At 47.9% G+C, this 15,980-nt stretch carries 15 protein-coding genes and 1 tRNA gene; 10 read left to right on the top strand and 6 right to left on the bottom strand.

Annotation, left to right across the window (positions count from 1 at the left end; translation table 11 throughout):
* Positions 1–14: 14 nt before the first annotated feature.
* Positions 15–1,328, bottom strand: coding sequence for a D-alanyl-D-alanine carboxypeptidase/D-alanyl-D-alanine-endopeptidase (gene dacB, locus O3C58_02230; GenBank protein ID MDA0690683.1), 1,314 nt, complete (start codon positions 1,326–1,328; stop codon positions 15–17).
* Between the two features lie 335 nt (positions 1,329–1,663).
* On the opposite strand from dacB, the gene O3C58_02235 reads away from it, so the two are divergent.
* The 4 genes from O3C58_02235 to O3C58_02250 all read left to right on the top strand — a co-directional run bounded on the left by O3C58_02235 (position 1,664) and on the right by O3C58_02250 (position 4,535).
* On the top strand, positions 1,664–2,188 hold the full coding sequence (locus O3C58_02235; protein ID MDA0690684.1) for a hypothetical protein: 525 nt from the start codon (positions 1,664–1,666) through the stop codon (positions 2,186–2,188).
* A 34-nt stretch (positions 2,189–2,222) separates the two neighbouring features.
* Positions 2,223–3,239 carry an adenosine kinase gene (locus O3C58_02240; GenBank protein MDA0690685.1) on the top strand — a complete coding sequence of 339 codons (1,017 nt, stop codon included), beginning with the start codon at positions 2,223–2,225 and terminating at the stop codon, positions 3,237–3,239.
* 288 nt (positions 3,240–3,527) lie between these two features.
* On the top strand, positions 3,528–3,839 hold the full coding sequence (locus O3C58_02245; protein MDA0690686.1) for a hypothetical protein: 312 nt from the start codon (positions 3,528–3,530) through the stop codon (positions 3,837–3,839).
* Positions 3,840–3,890: 51 nt separating this feature from the next.
* The gene (locus O3C58_02250) at positions 3,891–4,535 is read left to right on the top strand and encodes an HAD-IA family hydrolase (protein MDA0690687.1); all 645 of its coding nucleotides are present in this window, start codon (positions 3,891–3,893) and stop codon (positions 4,533–4,535) included.
* 37 nt (positions 4,536–4,572) lie between these two features.
* On the opposite strand, the gene O3C58_02255 is transcribed toward O3C58_02250, so the two are convergent.
* Genes O3C58_02255 through O3C58_02265 form a run of 3 tightly spaced genes read right to left on the bottom strand, consistent with a single transcriptional unit; the run spans position 4,573 to position 7,740 of the window.
* Positions 4,573–6,150 (bottom strand): polyamine aminopropyltransferase, encoded by a 1,578-nt coding sequence (locus O3C58_02255; GenBank protein MDA0690688.1) that lies wholly within the window; start codon positions 6,148–6,150, stop codon positions 4,573–4,575.
* Between the two features lie 31 nt (positions 6,151–6,181).
* Positions 6,182–7,027: a DUF350 domain-containing protein gene (locus O3C58_02260; GenBank protein MDA0690689.1), complete on the bottom strand. Its 846-nt coding sequence runs from the start codon at positions 7,025–7,027 to the stop codon at positions 6,182–6,184.
* A 50-nt stretch (positions 7,028–7,077) separates the two neighbouring features.
* Entirely contained in the window at positions 7,078–7,740 is a 663-nt protein-coding gene (locus O3C58_02265; GenBank protein ID MDA0690690.1) for a hypothetical protein, read from the bottom strand.
* Positions 7,741–8,034: 294 nt separating this feature from the next.
* Here O3C58_02265 and O3C58_02270 point away from each other — a divergent pair, with 294 nt between their 5' ends.
* The 5 genes from O3C58_02270 to O3C58_02290 all read left to right on the top strand — a co-directional run bounded on the left by O3C58_02270 (position 8,035) and on the right by O3C58_02290 (position 14,660).
* Positions 8,035–9,135 (top strand): potassium channel family protein, encoded by a 1,101-nt coding sequence (locus tag O3C58_02270; protein ID MDA0690691.1) that lies wholly within the window; start codon positions 8,035–8,037, stop codon positions 9,133–9,135.
* 30 nt (positions 9,136–9,165) lie between these two features.
* Positions 9,166–10,422 (top strand): DNA repair exonuclease, encoded by a 1,257-nt coding sequence (locus O3C58_02275; protein ID MDA0690692.1) that lies wholly within the window; start codon positions 9,166–9,168, stop codon positions 10,420–10,422.
* Between the two features lie 27 nt (positions 10,423–10,449).
* Positions 10,450–12,909: an AAA family ATPase gene (locus tag O3C58_02280; GenBank protein MDA0690693.1), complete on the top strand. Its 2,460-nt coding sequence runs from the start codon at positions 10,450–10,452 to the stop codon at positions 12,907–12,909.
* A 92-nt stretch (positions 12,910–13,001) separates the two neighbouring features.
* On the top strand, positions 13,002–13,316 hold the full coding sequence (locus O3C58_02285; GenBank protein ID MDA0690694.1) for a hypothetical protein: 315 nt from the start codon (positions 13,002–13,004) through the stop codon (positions 13,314–13,316).
* Between the two features lie 15 nt (positions 13,317–13,331).
* A complete protein-coding gene (locus O3C58_02290; protein MDA0690695.1) occupies positions 13,332–14,660 on the top strand; it encodes a hypothetical protein in 1,329 nt (442 codons plus the stop codon).
* A 10-nt stretch (positions 14,661–14,670) separates the two neighbouring features.
* Here the strand turns inward: O3C58_02290 and O3C58_02295 are convergent, their stop codons facing one another.
* Entirely contained in the window at positions 14,671–15,132 is a 462-nt protein-coding gene (locus O3C58_02295) for a flagellar assembly protein FliW (GenBank protein ID MDA0690696.1), read from the bottom strand.
* Positions 15,129–15,368: a carbon storage regulator CsrA gene (gene csrA, locus O3C58_02300; protein MDA0690697.1), complete on the bottom strand. Its 240-nt coding sequence runs from the start codon at positions 15,366–15,368 to the stop codon at positions 15,129–15,131. Before csrA ends, O3C58_02295 begins: the two co-directional genes overlap by 4 nt.
* A gap of 177 nt (positions 15,369–15,545) precedes the next feature.
* Here csrA and O3C58_02305 point away from each other — a divergent pair.
* A tRNA-Phe gene (locus tag O3C58_02305) sits at positions 15,546–15,618 on the top strand.
* Positions 15,619–15,980: the final 362 nt, after the last annotated feature.

The raw sequence follows: 15,980 nt of genomic DNA on the forward strand, positions 1-15,980 counted from the left end.
GAGTTAAGAAATCTTCAGGGCTTTGCCTTGATTTCATCTCCACGGTTGAATCTCAACCCCTCACGGACAATCTTATCCTGAATTTTCAATGCCTGCCCGTTATGGCATTTTAAATCATTCATCAGAATGGAAAAGGCGAACCACTCTCCATCCATAGATTGAAAGTAGCCCGAAAGCGAACTGACGGCGTTCAACGTCCCGGTTTTCACCCTGGCTTTTTGAGACTCCTCCACTCCGTTCATCCTTTTGCGAACGTTACCATCCACCCCCATCACCCCAAGAGCCGAGATGAACTCAGGAAATATACTCAAATCTTTTTTTACTTGCGCCAATACCCTGACAAATTGATTAGGAGTTAACCTGTTTTTCCGCGAGAGACCGGAACCATCCAAAATGGTGAACTGATCCGCAGCAAAACCCAGCGATTGCATGTATTCGTGAATTACTTTCAGACCGTTTTCCGTGGTCCCTGGGGGACCGAATTTTTCCGCCGCCAGGGTTTTAACAATTTGTTCCGCCACAAAGTTGTTGCTGAATTTGTTCAGCCCCCGGAGCGCCAGAGCGAGCGGTTCGGATTTATGGTTGACCAGGAGCTTGGCCCCTTTTGAAACCTGTCCTCGAAGCGTTTCCCCAACCACCTGAATGCCTACCCGTGCAAGATATTCCTTGAACACACTGACACTGTATTTCGTTGGATCGGTTATATTGACAAAGTACCTTGCACGCGGACGGCTTTGGGAAATCCCTCCCGTCAGGGAAATTTCGTCATAATCCCCCCGGTCGATTCGCTGCACTGTCAATTGCCCTCTTCTCCCCCGTGGCAAGGTTCGGGTCTGATTGTTTATTTTGAGGTATTTCGTATCGGGTTCGACAATGACACGCGGTTTGTCATCAGCATGTTCCCCCGGAGACACATAAACGGTGACCGTATTGAAATTGAACGACAGGGCTCCCAAGGGAGCGTTGTAAGCCTCCGAGCCGCCCGACTGCTCCCAGGTTTTGACGTGCAGCAGGGGATCGAAAAAAGAATCATCCGCAATGATGTTGCCGACTATTTTCCGCAGGGGAAGGTTTTCCAACTCGTTGACCAGAAGCCACATTTGCTCCGTGACCAGTTTCGGGTCTCCGTAGCCCTTGATATACAAATCTCCGTACAGGGTGTCCCCTTGCAGTTTTCCAGACGTGTACAGGCGGGTGGGGAAGCGGTAATCAGGACCCAGGTTTTCCAGAGCCGTGGCAGTCGTGATCAGCTTCAGATTGGATGCCGGGATAAACAGCTGGTCTTTCCGGGTCTCATAAAGAATTTCATTCCTGTCCAGGGAATAAATTTCGATCCCGTAGTTCTGCTTCTTCAGGCAGGAATGATCCAGTATTTTCTCGACCGCCTGATGGAACTCGCGAACTTTATTTTCGGTTGGCTCAGCTTGCGATGGGGAAACGAGAAAGAGAAGCGCCGTGATGATTAAAAGAGAAAGTGAAACCTTGTTTTTAATATCGTGACCTTTCCAAAAAAATGGCGGGAGGATAATAAAATTTCATGCTCACACGACAGTATAAATGAGATCCGCATTATTTTCAGGAACTGTTTTAGAAAAATCCGCAAGGAAAAATCGGGTCCTTTTTATAAAGATGTTATAAAATCGTTTTTTTATGGGAGTTAATAATGATGGACTTCACGCATGTAAAATATGGCATTTTCATTGCGATGGTTGCAATATTATTTGGCGGTTTTCTGGGGCTTTCGTTTGGATGTTGCGAGGATGATGTAAAAGGTTACTTGAACGCCGAAGCAGATGCCGTGTCCATTGAAAAATATGAAGGGAAACAGGACAAAAAAGATAAGGTAGTGAGTAAGTCCTGGGTCTATATGAAAAGGGCTCACCTGCATTCTCAAACCATGGGCGTGATCGCCATCGCCTTTTCCTTGCTGATGGCCTGGCTCAATTTCCATCCCAAGATTCAATTGGGTGTTTCCCTTCTCAGTGGGTTGGGAAGTCTGGGGTACGGTGCGTTCTGGTTATTGTCCGCCGCTTTGGCTCCGGGGATGGGTTCCACTCACGCGGCCAAAGAAGCGGTGGGGCTGATTGCTCAGGCTTCGGGGGGAGCATTTTTCGTGGCGGGAGTCACGTTGTTCGTCGTTTTGTCTTGTAGAATATTTGCCTGCAAACAGACGGACAACCCTCTCTAAATAAAATTTTAAACTTTTTCGGCAAATAAAATCTATGAATTATGACCTGGTAGGAATCGGCAATGCGTTGGTGGACATTGAAGTTCATGTAGAGGATGCCTTTATTGAAGAAAAATCCCTGATTAAAGGGGGAATGAAGTTATCCACGGCTGAGGAACAAACCGAGATGTTAAACGCACTTTCAGAGAAACCGACAAAGATTGCCTCCGGCGGATCGGCGGCCAACACCGTTCACGGCATCAGCGTCCTGGGAAGCAGTGGTTACTATCTGGGTCGGGTCGCCAACGACAACTACGGCCAGAATTACACGGAGGACATGAGGATATGCGGGGTCGGCTTCCCCGGTATCGGTGCAGACACCCACGGAACCGGAACCTGTGTCGTCATGATCACTCCCGATACAGAGCGCACCATGCTCACGCACCTGGGAATTTCTTCGTCCCTGCATTCCGACAATGTGGATGAAACCATCGTCCGCAATGCCAAAATGGTATATATTGAGGGCTATTTATGGACAGGGGAAGAAACCCGAAACGCCGCCTTGAAAATGGCTGAAATCGCGAAGTCAGACGGTATCCCCGTAGCCTTTACCCTGAGCGATGCATTTGTGGTTAACACCTTTAAAGAAAGCTTGATCGACTTCATCCGCTGGAACGTCAATATTCTTTTCTGTAACGAAGTGGAGGCGCTGGCCATGACAGGCGCCGCTAATCACGAATCCGCGTTCGAGACTCTCAGGGGAATGGCAGACACCGTATTCATGACGCTTGGGTCTAAGGGTTCCTGGGCTGGAAACAATCAAACGAAAGAAATTGTTGGGGTCTTCCCCACCACTCCTGTGGACACAACCGGAGCCGGAGACTTGTATGCCGCCGGTGCGCTCCATGGAATAACCAAAGACTACAGCCTGAAAGAATCCGCTATTCTCGGCGCTTATTGCGCCGCTCAAGTGGTTTCGCATATGGGACCGCGCATGCCGGTACATTCCCACACAGATGCTACTAAAATCCTGAACGAATACTCAATTATCGAGAAAAAAAGTAATGCCTGACCATTGTCGGGCCTGTCAGTCCTTTGAAATACTATTTAACCTGGAAATTTCTGATAAGACTCATTATTGCAAGTTCTTCGGTCCTTAACAATCTCTCATCCAGCGGGTAAAAATTTTTAATTCAAAATATTAGAAACTGAAACTGGTATTTTTTGCAGTTCGAGTTATACTTTTTTCGGGAGGGTGGTAAACTGAGTTTCGCCAATCCAACGTATTGACCTGACCTCAATAACCCGCCCATATCACCTTGGTCATAAAAACCACCAAAGTCTTCAAAGGAGGAATAATATGAAACAATCGTTACAAAATTTAGGGACCCTTCTGATATTTTTATTACTAGTCGGATGTGGAACTAATGGAAAAGATTTTTCCAGCGACAAGGTACAGAACATTCAAAACAACGTGACCACCCAGTCCGAAATTCTGGATTGGTTTGGGGTCCCGTTTAAAGAGGGCATCGAAAACACGCACACCATGTGGACCTACCAGTTGGACAAGTGGTACGCATTGGCTGAGACCAAGTCCAAAGATCTGGTGATTTTGTTTGATGAAAAAAATATTGTCAAAGCTTACCGGTTTACATCCAGCATCGACGAATAGCCAGGGACATCGGATGGAAGCCCCTCTTTATTTTCCCTTTGCTGGATACAAATGAACCAAATCTCGCTCATCGTTTATGATTTCGACGGCACCCTGGTCGATACTCTGGACGACATCGCCCTTTCCGTCAATCTTGCCCTCACCGAACTGGGGCAACGCCCCCTGGAGCAGGAAGTTATCAGGACCTGCGTTGGCAGTGGGGTGTTCATGCTGATGACCCGTGCGCTGAGCGGCACGGGATGGGACGATATCGACAAGGCGGTTGCCGTTTTTCGTAAGCATTACGCCAACCACCTGATGGATCACAGCGATTTTTATCCCAACAGTCGGGACATGATCGAGTATTTTTCCAACAGGAAACAAGCCATCTGTTCCAACAAGCCTGAAGATTTTGTAAGAAAAATTCTCGAAAATCTCAACTGTCTGCATCCCTTTGAATCCATCATCGGCGGGGACAGCTTCAAGACGCGCAAACCGGACCCTGAAGGCATCAACCATCTATTGAAAAAGCACAACCTGTCTCCTCGGGAAGTGCTGATGGTGGGCGACAGCGCCCTGGATATTGAAGCCGGAAAAAACGCCAACGTGCGGACCTGCGCCGTCACCTATGGCATGGGTGATCTTAAAGCCCTGCACGCGCTTAAACCCGACTGGACCATCGATGACATTTCAGAATTGAAAAACCTGGTGGGTTAACCGCACACATCCTTCAGGCTGCACCTGATAACGTGGTTTAGTACATATCCCAATCGCCCTTACGGTAATATTTGAGAAGAATGTGGTTGAACTGGGTATTTACCTCGACGCCCGCAGACCGTTCGAACAGACCTTTACCGAAATGGGTCATGGAAGTCATTGCCTCGCGGTTTAAAAACCGCGTCTCCAACCCGGAAAATTCTAGGCGCAGTAAATTTTCCTTGAGCCGATCCGCGCTCATCGCCTCGTTCTTCACTCCCAGGTTCCAGCCCCACTCCCCCATCGTCGGGATAGCGTTTTGATAAGGAACCACCGAAAACCCCGCGGCTTCCATACTTTTTTTGATACATAAAAATGCTTCTGGAGAATACAGAGGGCTGGTGCTCTGGGTCACCAGCACGCCAAAAGGTTTCAAATGCTTATTCGCAAGTTTATAGAATCCCAACGAGTACAAAAGAGAAAGGGAGACGGATTTCGGATCGGGCAGGTCCACAATGATGGCGTCATAAAGTTTTACGGAATTATTAATGAACTGGTAGGCATCCTGATTGATAATTTCCACCCGAGGATCGTTGAACGACCCCTTGTTGACCTTAAGAAAAATCTCATTTGACTTTGCAAGCCGGGTCATGGCCGGGTCCAGATCGACAACCGTGATTTTTTCGACATCGGGGTATTTCAACAATTCCCGCGCCGCCAGCCCGTCCCCGCCTCCCAGAACCAGGATGTCTCTGCGCTCTTTCAGTAGACTGACCGCAGGATGAATCAACGGCTCATGGTAACGGTGTTCATCATAAGTGCTGAACTGGATACTGCCGTTCAAAAACAGCCAGTGGTCGTCCTTCCATTGAGTGACAACGATTTTCTGGTAACGGGTCTGTTCCTCATAAATAATTTTATCTTTGTACTTGTGCTGTTCGCCATAAAGGATGATGGGTTTGGCGAAATAAGCCGCGCCGGCGATGACAACGAGCAGGGCTGAAAAAATGACCTGTAGAGTTTTAGCCCATTTGAGCAATCCAGAAAATTTCCACAGGATCATTCCCGCTACCAGCAGGTTGAGGCCTCCCAGAAGAACAGGCGTGTAGGTCAGCCCTAAAAACGGCAAAAGCACGAAGGCAAACAACGCCCCTCCCGCCAGCGACCCGTAATAGTCAAACTCCATCACCGAAGAAATGTTGACCCTGAGCGGTTCGTGTTTTTCATTGATCCTGGTGACCAATGGAATTTCAAGTCCGGTCAAAAACCCAATCAGACAGGCGACGCCATAAATCACCAGCCCATTGTGAACGGTGAAGGCGGCGATCCAGAAAGAAAAAATTGCCGAAAAGGTGCAAAATAATGACAGGCCAAATTCAGCGCAGACATAACGGTCCAGAAGATTTTCTGATAATTTTCGACTTTGGCGGCTCCCGAGTCCCATGGAAAACAGCATGAGGGAAATGACTGCGGTCCATTGAAAAATGGTGTTGCCAAGCAGGTAACTGGCCAGGGTGGCCAGTGTGTATTCCGTCACCATCGCCGCGCAACCGGTGGCGAACATACAAATTTTCAGAATCAGGCTCAGTTGCGAGCGAGAGGCCTCAGGAGAATGGTTGGTCGTCGTGGATTGCATGCAAAACCGGGAGAATACTAAGGGGCGTGGGTTACAGACACCAGATAATCAAAAAAGAGGAACCGATGTAGGACACGGCTTCCAGGTAGGCGGCGCCCACATTGGGCTTTTCCTGATTCACCAGTTCATCCGCCAGCCTGCGACTGGGCAAAAGCACCCGGTCGGTGATCATCCTTGCGGCGGGTAAGAGCAGGAGGCCTAAAAAAACAAACCAGATAAAAGTCATGAGATTGCTTTCCCAGGAGACAAAATTTTCCGCCGAAGCGGCGCGCATCAGATTGCCGATGGCGATCAAGGCTCCGGCAAAACCCACACCCACCGCGACGTTATCCTTTTCTATATGTTCGTGGATATCGTAATGCGTGATCAGGTTGTAATAGTGGCCGATCAACACCAGGATGCCCTGACCCAACGCCCAGAAAACCAGGGCGGTGTAGATATTGCCCCCGGTCCCGTACACGGCTCCGAAAATATTCAATCCGGAAGCAACAAATATCGCAAACTCCACCACTCCGGTGCCGCAGTTTTGGTCATCCAGAATTTCTTTGCGAATGTTAAACTTGTAAAGAATGAAGCGATCGTTGATCCAGGCGGATATATTGAGCAGGAAAATGGCGAGCGGTCCGTAGACCAGTAAGTCGATCAGATCCTCAACCAAGCCCGCCGAAGGGCCTGCAATCACCCCGCCAATGGCCAGGATCAAGCCCAGGTAATAACCACCCATGACCAGGGCGAGCGCGGCGTTGTCCTCTTCAACTAACTCGTGCGGGATGTTGTACCCCACCCGACACAGGCGGAATACGCCGTGCCCAATGGCTAAGAGCACCAGGCAGGCGAGCAAATAAATAACAGAGGTTAATAAATTATCCAGCCACATTGTTATGCGGACCTATAAAAATTGATGTTTTTTGACTTCTGCAATCGCCCTCATTTCCCAAAACTCATTCCCCGGCTTCGAAAAGAACTTTTGCTTCTGCCCACCCTTTGGTTGATCTTGTTTTTGAATCGGCTTTGCGACTGACTCATTTTCGCCGACTTGCGTGCATAAAAATCCGGTTTTTGTGTTTTAGTCACCGACCCGTTGGTTCCATACTGATTATTACTACCGAAATAAGGTCGCCCCCCGGATAGGTTGGTGGCATAATTATTATAATGGTTGCGGTTCATCCCGAACCCCGCCCAGTTCATCACCTGAGACATAAGCATGTATTTTCCGTAAAACTCCCACATGCTGCCGCCGCTCTCATCTTGCCGCCAACGACCGTATTCAGGATTGCCCACGTATTGATAGCCATTGGGAATGGGTGTGTTGGTCGCCTTACCGTCAGGGGTCTTCGTTGCCAGGGCCATCCCAAGATACGGCTCGTTTTTTTTGTAGAAGGGTTCCGTCACTTCCACAAAGGGACCGACTTCCTTAGTCTCGCCCTTATCGATGCGGTATTGATGATAATAGGACGGTACAAAATTTCCTTCTTCCCGCATATCATTCAAAATAATGGCATACTCTTTTTCAGCCGCGAGTTCCTTTTGCAGTTTTTCCACCGGATTGCTGAACCCGCCGCAACCCGCAAAGGTCAGCGCCGCAAACAAGCATAGGATGAATGCTAAAAAGATCCGAGCTGGGAAATGATGAGTTCTCATGGATGATAATGAATGGGTTGCAAATTGGTATAGGTAGGAAATGCTACCACTAGTTACACTATATAAGAAGAAAAACCATGTCAACCTGGAATCAACGACCTCGCCGCAAGCAGACGGGGACTCCGACAATGTATCCAAGACACTCCAAAAACAAATACTATGCTTTTTTTGCCAGGGGAACTCGTTATAATGAGCTGTTTCATTTTTAACATATCCCATAATAACCGATTTCTTTAATTCAGAATGAATCCATTGATTTGGAAACGCATCAAGCGCTTGCTTCTCCACCGCGAGCTCCGATATCCCCTCACTCTTATATTAATACTTCTGGGAATGATCCTCATCTTTGCGACGGTCTTTTCCCTGTTTGAAGAAGGCGCCAGCTTTACCGACGGGCTGTGGACCGCTTACATCACGGTGACCACCATCGGCTACGGTGATTTTTCCGCGCAAACCCCGCAAGGAAGAGTGATCACTGTACTCACATCTTTATTCGGAATCGGGTGCTTTGCGGTATTCACCGGTATCATTGTTGAGAAGGCTCTTCAAAGGAGGATGAAAAAAGTGAAAGGCGAAGGACAATACACGCGAGAAGGCCATCTGGTGATTGTGAATGTTCCGGCTTACGATGAAATCCTGGAGTTAATGAATGAACTGGACCTCAGCCCCGACTTGAAGGAAATTCCACGCGTGGTTTTGGCGGAATCTCTTCCTGGGGGCGACAAGGAAATTCCAGATTTTCTCTCCAGCAGGATCGACGGCTTCATCATGGGGCTTCCAGCGTCGGGAGAAACTTTGGGTCGAGTCAATATCGGAAAGGCAAAAGCCTGCCTGATCATGTCGTCTCCCCATGACCCGAAGCTGGACGACACCAACACGCTGACTGCTGGACTCATCGAAAAAATCTGTCCGCAGGTGATCACCATCATCGCCTGTAGCCGACCGGAGACGATGAAAAACTTGAAGGCCTTCAATATCGATGGCGGCATCAATGCCACCGAATTGAACGTGGGATTGCTGGTTCAGGAACTGGAAGACCCCGGCGTGTTTGAGGTCTACAGTCAATTGTCATCCAACGCGGGAGGCAGCCAGATCTACATCAGCCGAACGCCGATGGGAAACTGGGACGGAGATATCAATCAGCTCACAATCCGGCAAATAAAAATCTCAGCGATTCATCTGGACCTGCCGACGGAGATTATCGGCATCAAGCGCGAATCCAATGAACAATTATTGCTCAACCCTGCAAACGATGAGCGGATGCTGCCAACCGACCGGCTGGTTTATGTCGCAAAACAACGGTTTGACTGGCAGAAAAAAAGTGCGGAAATTTTAAACGCATAAATTAACTGACGACCCCATTAATTCATCTCTATGGATTCCTTTCGCTTCATTCATTGTTCCGACCTGCACATCGACAGCCCGTTCAAGGGCCTTTCCTCTGAAAAACCCGATCTGGCGAATAGGCTTCGGGCCTCCACCTCCCAAGCATTTCAGAACATCGTTGATCTTGCGATCCACGAAAAGGTCGATGCTGTGGTCATCGCCGGCGATATTTACGACGGAGCCGATAAAAGCCTGCAGGCGCAATTTAAATTCCGTAAAGGGTTGCAGCAACTTTCCGATGCGGGAATCCCCTCTTTTCTGGCGCACGGCAATCATGATCCGCTGGACAGTCGCTTCGCCACGTTAAAATGGCCGGACCTTGTGACGGTCTTTTCCGGCAAAGCAGTGGAATGCCACAACCTCCAACGGGATGGAAAACCCCTCGCCCAGATTCATGGCATCAGCTACCCCACCCGTGACGTTAAAAAAAATCTGGCGGTGCAATTTGCAAGGCATTCCGACGCAGGATTCGCCATCGGCGTTTTGCACACCAATGTCGGCAGCAACCCCGATCACGGCGATTACGCCCCCTGCTCAATAGAAGACCTCGTTGCAGGAAACATGGATTATTGGGCCCTTGGCCATATCCATAGCTACCAAGTGCTTCGCGACAGCGATCCGGCCATCGTTTATTCGGGCAACACTCAGGCGCGGCACAAAAACGAAACCGGAGTCAAAGGGTGTTGCCTGGTAACTCTGCACCCGAATTCATCGCCTGAGATTAAGTTCGTTCCCGTGGACAGTGTGCGTTTTATCTGCGAGTCTGTGGATTTGAGTGCGGCCCGGGATTTGGATGACGTGATTCAATGCGTTCAATCCCGGTGCGAGGAAATTTCAGCCAGGGCTGAGGGGCGCGATACGCTGATCCACCTGACCTTGAACGGGCGCACCGAGGCCCACGAGGAACTCCAGCGAGGAAACAACGCCGAAGACCTGACCGAACAAATCCAATCGGGTTGTGAAGGCAAAACCCCTGCACTCTGGGTGACTCTCGCATTCCAGACCCAGGGAACCTACGATGTGGAGGCTCTGAGACAGGGCAACGATTTCATTGCCGACCTGCTCGCGCTTTATGACAAGGCGGACGAGGCGAAGGAAACCGAAGCGTTAAAACAAGCTCTCTCACCTCTTTATGAGAACTGGGCGGGAAGCAAATATCTGGAGGAAATTTCCCCCGAAGACCTTCAGAATCTGATACTCCGGGCGCGCAACCTCACTCTCGACCAACTGGTGGAGGAGAAATGATTCAACCGTACAACGCATCCATACCGCATGCAAATTCGTGAAATACATATCAACGGTTTCGGGATTTTCTCCAACAAGCAGGTGACCGGTCTGACATCCGGGCTCAATGTGATTTACGGAGAAAACGAAGCGGGAAAAACCACGCTGATCGAATTCATCCGCAAGATGTTTTTTGGTCTCCCACGCAAAACAAAGGAAACCAACCTCTACCCTCCTGTAAATGGAGGTCAGCATGGAGGCAAACTGAAATGTCAATCGGCTGCGGGAGAAACTCTTTTTATTTCCCGAAACCTTTCCGGCAAGGACGACATCACCCTTTCCATCCCTGGCAGGGAATTGGGAGGAGCGTCTGATCTCGAATCCCTCCTGGATCATGCCTCCATTAATATTTTTCAAAACATTTTTGCTTTCACGCTCGATGAACTGCAAAACCTGGACTCCCTGCAAGCGGAGGAAATCAGAAACCGCATTTACGGAGCGGAACTGGGTCTTGGAACCGTGTCTCTGAAACAGGTGGAAGATTCCGTCAATAAACGGGCGAAGGACATTTTTCTTCCCGGTGGAAAGAAAACTAAAACCAATCTCCTGTGGAACGAAATAAAAACCCTGGAACAGGATATCCGCAACATCCAAAACGAAGCGGAAGAATACGATCAATTGATGGGGCGCTTGGAATTTTGCGAAAGCCAACAAAACGCCAGGCAAATACAAATAGAATCCCTGGAATCCACAATACGACACCTTGAAACCCTGGCCGGTTTATACAAGATGATCGATGCTGAAGAGGCCGGTCTTAATGAGTTGATAATCGAAAAAAAGTCCTTGTCCGTCAATCACGATTTGCTGACTCACGAAGCCGATATTATTTTTCTGCAACAATCGACACAGGCCATCCAATCGTCCTTGAACGACCAAGTGACCGTGCAACGGGAAAAAACCGAGCTGGAAAATCAAATTCAGACAGGTCTCCATGAAATCGGAGTCTCCTGGAACGAGGACACGGTAAAACGTTTTGAATTTGACCGCAGTAAAAGCGATCACATCAAATCCGCCCTCAAAGCCTTTGAGGATCTACGGCAGGAAGTGACCCGAGCGGAAGACCGGCTGACGCAGCATCAGGAGAAAAAGGCCGAAGAGCTGTCAAAAGGGACCAGCATCCCCCCCTGGTTAAAATTCATCGCCGGCTGTCTTGCCGCCCTGGGGCTTACGGGCACCGTCTGGAGCCTGATGGAACTAAATATCCCACTTTTAGCCGCCAGCATTCTTTTTCTGCTTTTCGGCATTTTTATTTTCTGGAAAGCGGTTGCCGGAAAAAAGGATTTCATCCGGGAGGATCTCCTGGAAAAAAATCTGGAGGAAAAATTGGATCAGGCGCAGTTGGCATATAACCGGAAAAAGTTAGCTTGGCGCACCTGGTTGCAGGAAATTTCCTTCGATGAAAAACTGGAGCCCTTGAGCGCCCAGGAAATTGCAAATACCATTAAAGAGATCAAAGGAAAAATTTTTCACAAAGGCGAGATCGAAGCACGTCTTAAGGAAATGTTTCAATTTGAAGCGGATATAAAACACCGGATAGAGAAAATAAAATCTTCCATTCCCGAAAATTCGTTGCGGGAGCATCTTCCCACCAATATTAAAATCATTTGCGACTTATTCACCCAGGCGAAGGAAAACCAGACTGAAAAGAATCAGAACGAAAAACAAATCCAGCAACAGAATTTTAAAATCGAAAAACTTAAAAATCAATTAAAGGAAACAGAACAATCGCTCGAACAAATTATCGGAAGGGCCGGGGCCGCTGACGACTTCTCCCCAGAAAACCGAATCATTGGAAATAGAAATTCCCTGCCGCAAGAACTGAATCTGGTATCCAACCAATTAAAGAAACTTGATGAAGAAAAAAACCGCTTGCACGAAACCATCGGGGAAACGCGAAACAAGCGGGATCAACTGATGTCCAATGAAGATCTGTTAATCCAACAGGAAGCCCTGGAAATCAAAAAACAAAATCTCAAAGAGTGCGCCCAGGAATGGTGCAAAGCAAAAATCGCCCTTTTCATGCTGGATGCCGCCAAGAGCCAGTATGAAGAAACCCGCCAGCCGGGAGTGTTGAAAGCGGCAAAAAAAGTTTTTTCCGAAATCACTGAAGGAAGGTACCCGCAGATCATCAAACCCATCGACGATGACGAAATCCTCATTGAAAATAAAACCGGCGATCGAAAAAAAGTCACCGAGATGAGCCGGGGAACCCGCGAGCAACTTTACCTGAGCATGCGCCTGGGGTTGATTGAGGAATACGAATCCCGTTCGGAGCCGTTACCCATCGTCATGGACGACGTTCTGGTCAATTTCGACGATCCCAGAAAAGCTCGGGTGATCGAAATGCTCAAGCAATTTGCCCAGTCCCGGCAGATCATCGTCCTCACCTGCCACAAGTCCTCCCTGCAAGACTATATAAAATCTGGGGCAACACGAATCCTGATATAAATCGTACGAGAAAACCGGCTCTCCCAAAAAACATTTGACTGAATGAGGAAGACCCGCAACTGGAAGCGTTTGAGCGAATTCACGAAACCTCTATGGACCTCGGAGCCCTTGTTGAGGTAATCTTTGATGAGCGGGGTAATGGCGCAACCACGCCCTTTGAAAACGATATCGCCCTGGCTTTGCGCCTCACCCTCAACGATCCGGAAAGCACAGAAATCCTTATGGGTTTGGTTCAGGATATGACTGACAATGCGCGTTCTCTATTTCTGGAAACCAGCAGACGGTTCGGCGATCACTGGAAATTAAGTGTTGAAATACGAGCTTCATTCAGTCAACCTGCCAGTAACCTCTTTTACGATCAACGGGCCGATGACTTGGCCCGGATGTCATTAAATTATTACTTTTGATAAAGTTTTTATACTATGAATCGATTAAAAACCAACCTGCTGGCGGTAGCCGCCTTGACGCTTGTTTCTCTCCATAGCGGGTCAGGAACCGCCGCAGGGGCTGATGCAAGCGCTCTCAACCAATTGTTGCAGGACAAAGCAATCCTTGAGAAACAGCACGGAATAAAATCCCTCGAATGTTTTCCCTTTATCAAGGGCATCGGTTTTACCGAAGATCAAATCCCCTTGATTAAAAACTGCCGCGCGGGAACTCGCAACCTGAAAGAAGCTCTCACTCAGGCTCCAGATGCTGATATCCAAACTGTGGGGATCAGTACGAGATTTTTGCGAACCGGAGGTTTTCACACCCTCCTTGTCCCCTGGGACGCTTCCACGGACAACATGGTGGAGTTTCTTAAGAAAAATAAAAATGAAGAAGAGAAAAAAGAATTTCTCGAAAAAATCCATGCGTTGAAACGCTCGATCGCTCAAAAAATAAAAATCGAAGATCTCTATTGCGGACTAGAAATATCCAACGAGCAATGCCTGACGGGCTATCAAAATCTGGCCGCAGTGAACCCCGAAAATTCTCTCAAGAAAATGCAATGGCGGGAGATTGTGATCTCTGCGGATCATGGCCCGAAAAAAGATCCTTATACTTTGGCTTTGGGTTTCAACAGTCCGCCTCAAGAAATGCTGGGGCTCCTGCAAAAAGATGTCAACCAGATATGGTCTGTAAAAAAACGGGGGTACGAGGAAATTCAAGCGCAGTTCAGCCCGTCTTTCAAGGAAAGGTTGCAGTTGGAGAATTTCTTCTGCGAACCAGATCTTGCCCCGGAAGAATGCCAGCAAGGCGCTTTGAACTTGTTTCAAGCCAGCGAAAAAGATGTCTTACAGGAAAAGTTTTGGGGGCGGGTAACGATTGACCGATTCAACACTATTATAAAGGATGATTTTCATGTCACCCTCCGCTACGACTTACCTCCAGTTGAAGTCATAAAGCATTTTTCCCAAAAACCCTCGCGCAAGGATGCCACCAAAAATACCCTCATGGCGGAAAAACTGGAAGGAAGGTCCAAAAACAACAGTGCCGGCCTAAGAGGAGTCTGCGATCTGGAGGGCCTTCGCTCGGAACTTTGCGCCAGGGCGTTTCAAAATTTTATCGATTTTTTGAAAAAAAACCAGGACTACCATGTGGTTGAACCCTGGACGAATCTTATGTTCGTAGATGGCACACAGTTGTCGAGAGTCAACTTCGCTCTCAATTCGTCATCCAGAGACACTTATATCTATGTGGATGCGAATACAAACCTGAAAGAAATGGAAGACTACTTAATGCTTTTCAAAGCTAAGGAGGGGAAGTGACCGGGAGTTCTTATTCAGAGCTTACTTTACCTTCCCTGACTTCCTGAGGGAGCAGGTAATGGCGCGTATCATATTCCATGGACGTTAAAACAAATTGTCTGGCCAAGCCGGCATCCAGGTTGATGACAAGGGGAGCGACGAGGTTCGCCGTCATTTCAAAATAGTTTTCAGGAACGGTGACAATCGCCCTTGTCATAATTGTATTTCCAGGCTCAAACCGGATTTGTTTTTTTTCATTTTCCGTCAATTTCACCGAATAACCAGGGACATAAAGAAACGGATCGGTGATTACAAAAGCCAGGCGCGGCGTTTGCAATGACTGTAGCCATTCCATGGGGCTTTCTATATTGGGATCGAAAGGCAAGCGGAGAAAATCCCTTTCATTCTCGAACCCATAAAGACCGACCGGAAAATTAAGAATTTCGCTATCCTTTACTTCGAGACTGCCAAACCGTGTCGTTTTGTATATCATGTTTCCAGATTATCTCTTACAAGCTTAGAAATTTTACCAAAATCAACATCGACTGGGGTGGCGGCAGAACGATTTTCCTGCTTGATCCGTAAAAATACCTCTTCACGATAAATTTTCGTTTCCCTCGGTGCCTCAATCCCCAAACGAATATTTTTTCCTTTTACATCTATAACGGTTATTTTTACTTCTTCATTAATTTTAATACTCTCGCCAATTCTTCTTGTGAGGACAAGCATCGGTGGATTCCATTCCGTAATATTGGCAAATTGATTATAAAACCGAAGTATAGCAGAATGGATAGCGAATTTTAATTATTTGTTGAGGCATTCATTATTCTGGGGTTATTCATTGACAGAGGTAGGTTGTTTATGATAATTTCCGCTCTTTCCTCTGCAAAGTAAAGCATTTCCAATGCGAGGGTAGCTCAGTCGGTAGAGCAGAGGACTGAAAATCCTCGTGTCGGCGGTTCGATTCCGTCCCCTCGCACCTTTATTTGCATAACCTGAAAATCAACGGTTCCTGATCGACCGGTTCCTTGCAGGGATTTTTCTGAAAGGTGATCCAGACCTTTTTTATTAAAATGGAAAAAATAGCCCAACACAGAACGCCGGGATTTTCCAAGCACCTCGGCAAATTGTTTGTCGGAGTCTGAGTTTCGGATATAACGGGCCACGGTCTCGGAAACTGCCAGGTTGCCACCGGCTTTATCTTGCAGTTCCTGTTGCAGCTGCATTAATTTTTCGACCCCCGAGCTTTCATCCGGAGAAGAAAAAACCATATCAAAACCAATGACTTTGGCATTGCGCTCGACAAGCTTTTCCACCAGCAGGATCAAATTTTTTCTCGGC

It is taken from the genome of Nitrospinota bacterium, from assembly GCA_027619975.1.
Taxonomy (GTDB): domain Bacteria; phylum Nitrospinota; class Nitrospinia; order Nitrospinales; family VA-1; genus JADFGI01.

What these genes read in the sequence shown, in the direction of transcription:
- O3C58_02235 (MDA0690684.1), top strand. Translation starts at nt 1,664, where the DNA reads ATGATGGACTTCACGCATGTAAAATATGGCATTTTCATTGCGATGGTT.
- O3C58_02240 (MDA0690685.1), top strand. Translation starts at nt 2,223, where the DNA reads ATGAATTATGACCTGGTAGGAATCGGCAATGCGTTGGTGGACATTGAA.
- O3C58_02245 (MDA0690686.1), top strand. Translation starts at nt 3,528, where the DNA reads ATGAAACAATCGTTACAAAATTTAGGGACCCTTCTGATATTTTTATTA.
- O3C58_02250 (MDA0690687.1), top strand. Translation starts at nt 3,891, where the DNA reads ATGAACCAAATCTCGCTCATCGTTTATGATTTCGACGGCACCCTGGTC.
- O3C58_02255 (MDA0690688.1), bottom strand. Translation starts at nt 6,150, where the DNA reads ATGCAATCCACGACGACCAACCATTCTCCTGAGGCCTCTCGCTCGCAA.
- O3C58_02260 (MDA0690689.1), bottom strand. Translation starts at nt 7,027, where the DNA reads ATGTGGCTGGATAATTTATTAACCTCTGTTATTTATTTGCTCGCCTGC.
- O3C58_02270 (MDA0690691.1), top strand. Translation starts at nt 8,035, where the DNA reads ATGAATCCATTGATTTGGAAACGCATCAAGCGCTTGCTTCTCCACCGC.
- O3C58_02275 (MDA0690692.1), top strand. Translation starts at nt 9,166, where the DNA reads ATGGATTCCTTTCGCTTCATTCATTGTTCCGACCTGCACATCGACAGC.
- O3C58_02280 (MDA0690693.1), top strand. Translation starts at nt 10,450, where the DNA reads ATGCAAATTCGTGAAATACATATCAACGGTTTCGGGATTTTCTCCAAC.
- O3C58_02285 (MDA0690694.1), top strand. Translation starts at nt 13,002, where the DNA reads ATGGACCTCGGAGCCCTTGTTGAGGTAATCTTTGATGAGCGGGGTAAT.
- O3C58_02290 (MDA0690695.1), top strand. Translation starts at nt 13,332, where the DNA reads ATGAATCGATTAAAAACCAACCTGCTGGCGGTAGCCGCCTTGACGCTT.
- O3C58_02295 (MDA0690696.1), bottom strand. Translation starts at nt 15,132, where the DNA reads ATGATATACAAAACGACACGGTTTGGCAGTCTCGAAGTAAAGGATAGC.
- csrA (MDA0690697.1), bottom strand. Translation starts at nt 15,368, where the DNA reads ATGCTTGTCCTCACAAGAAGAATTGGCGAGAGTATTAAAATTAATGAA.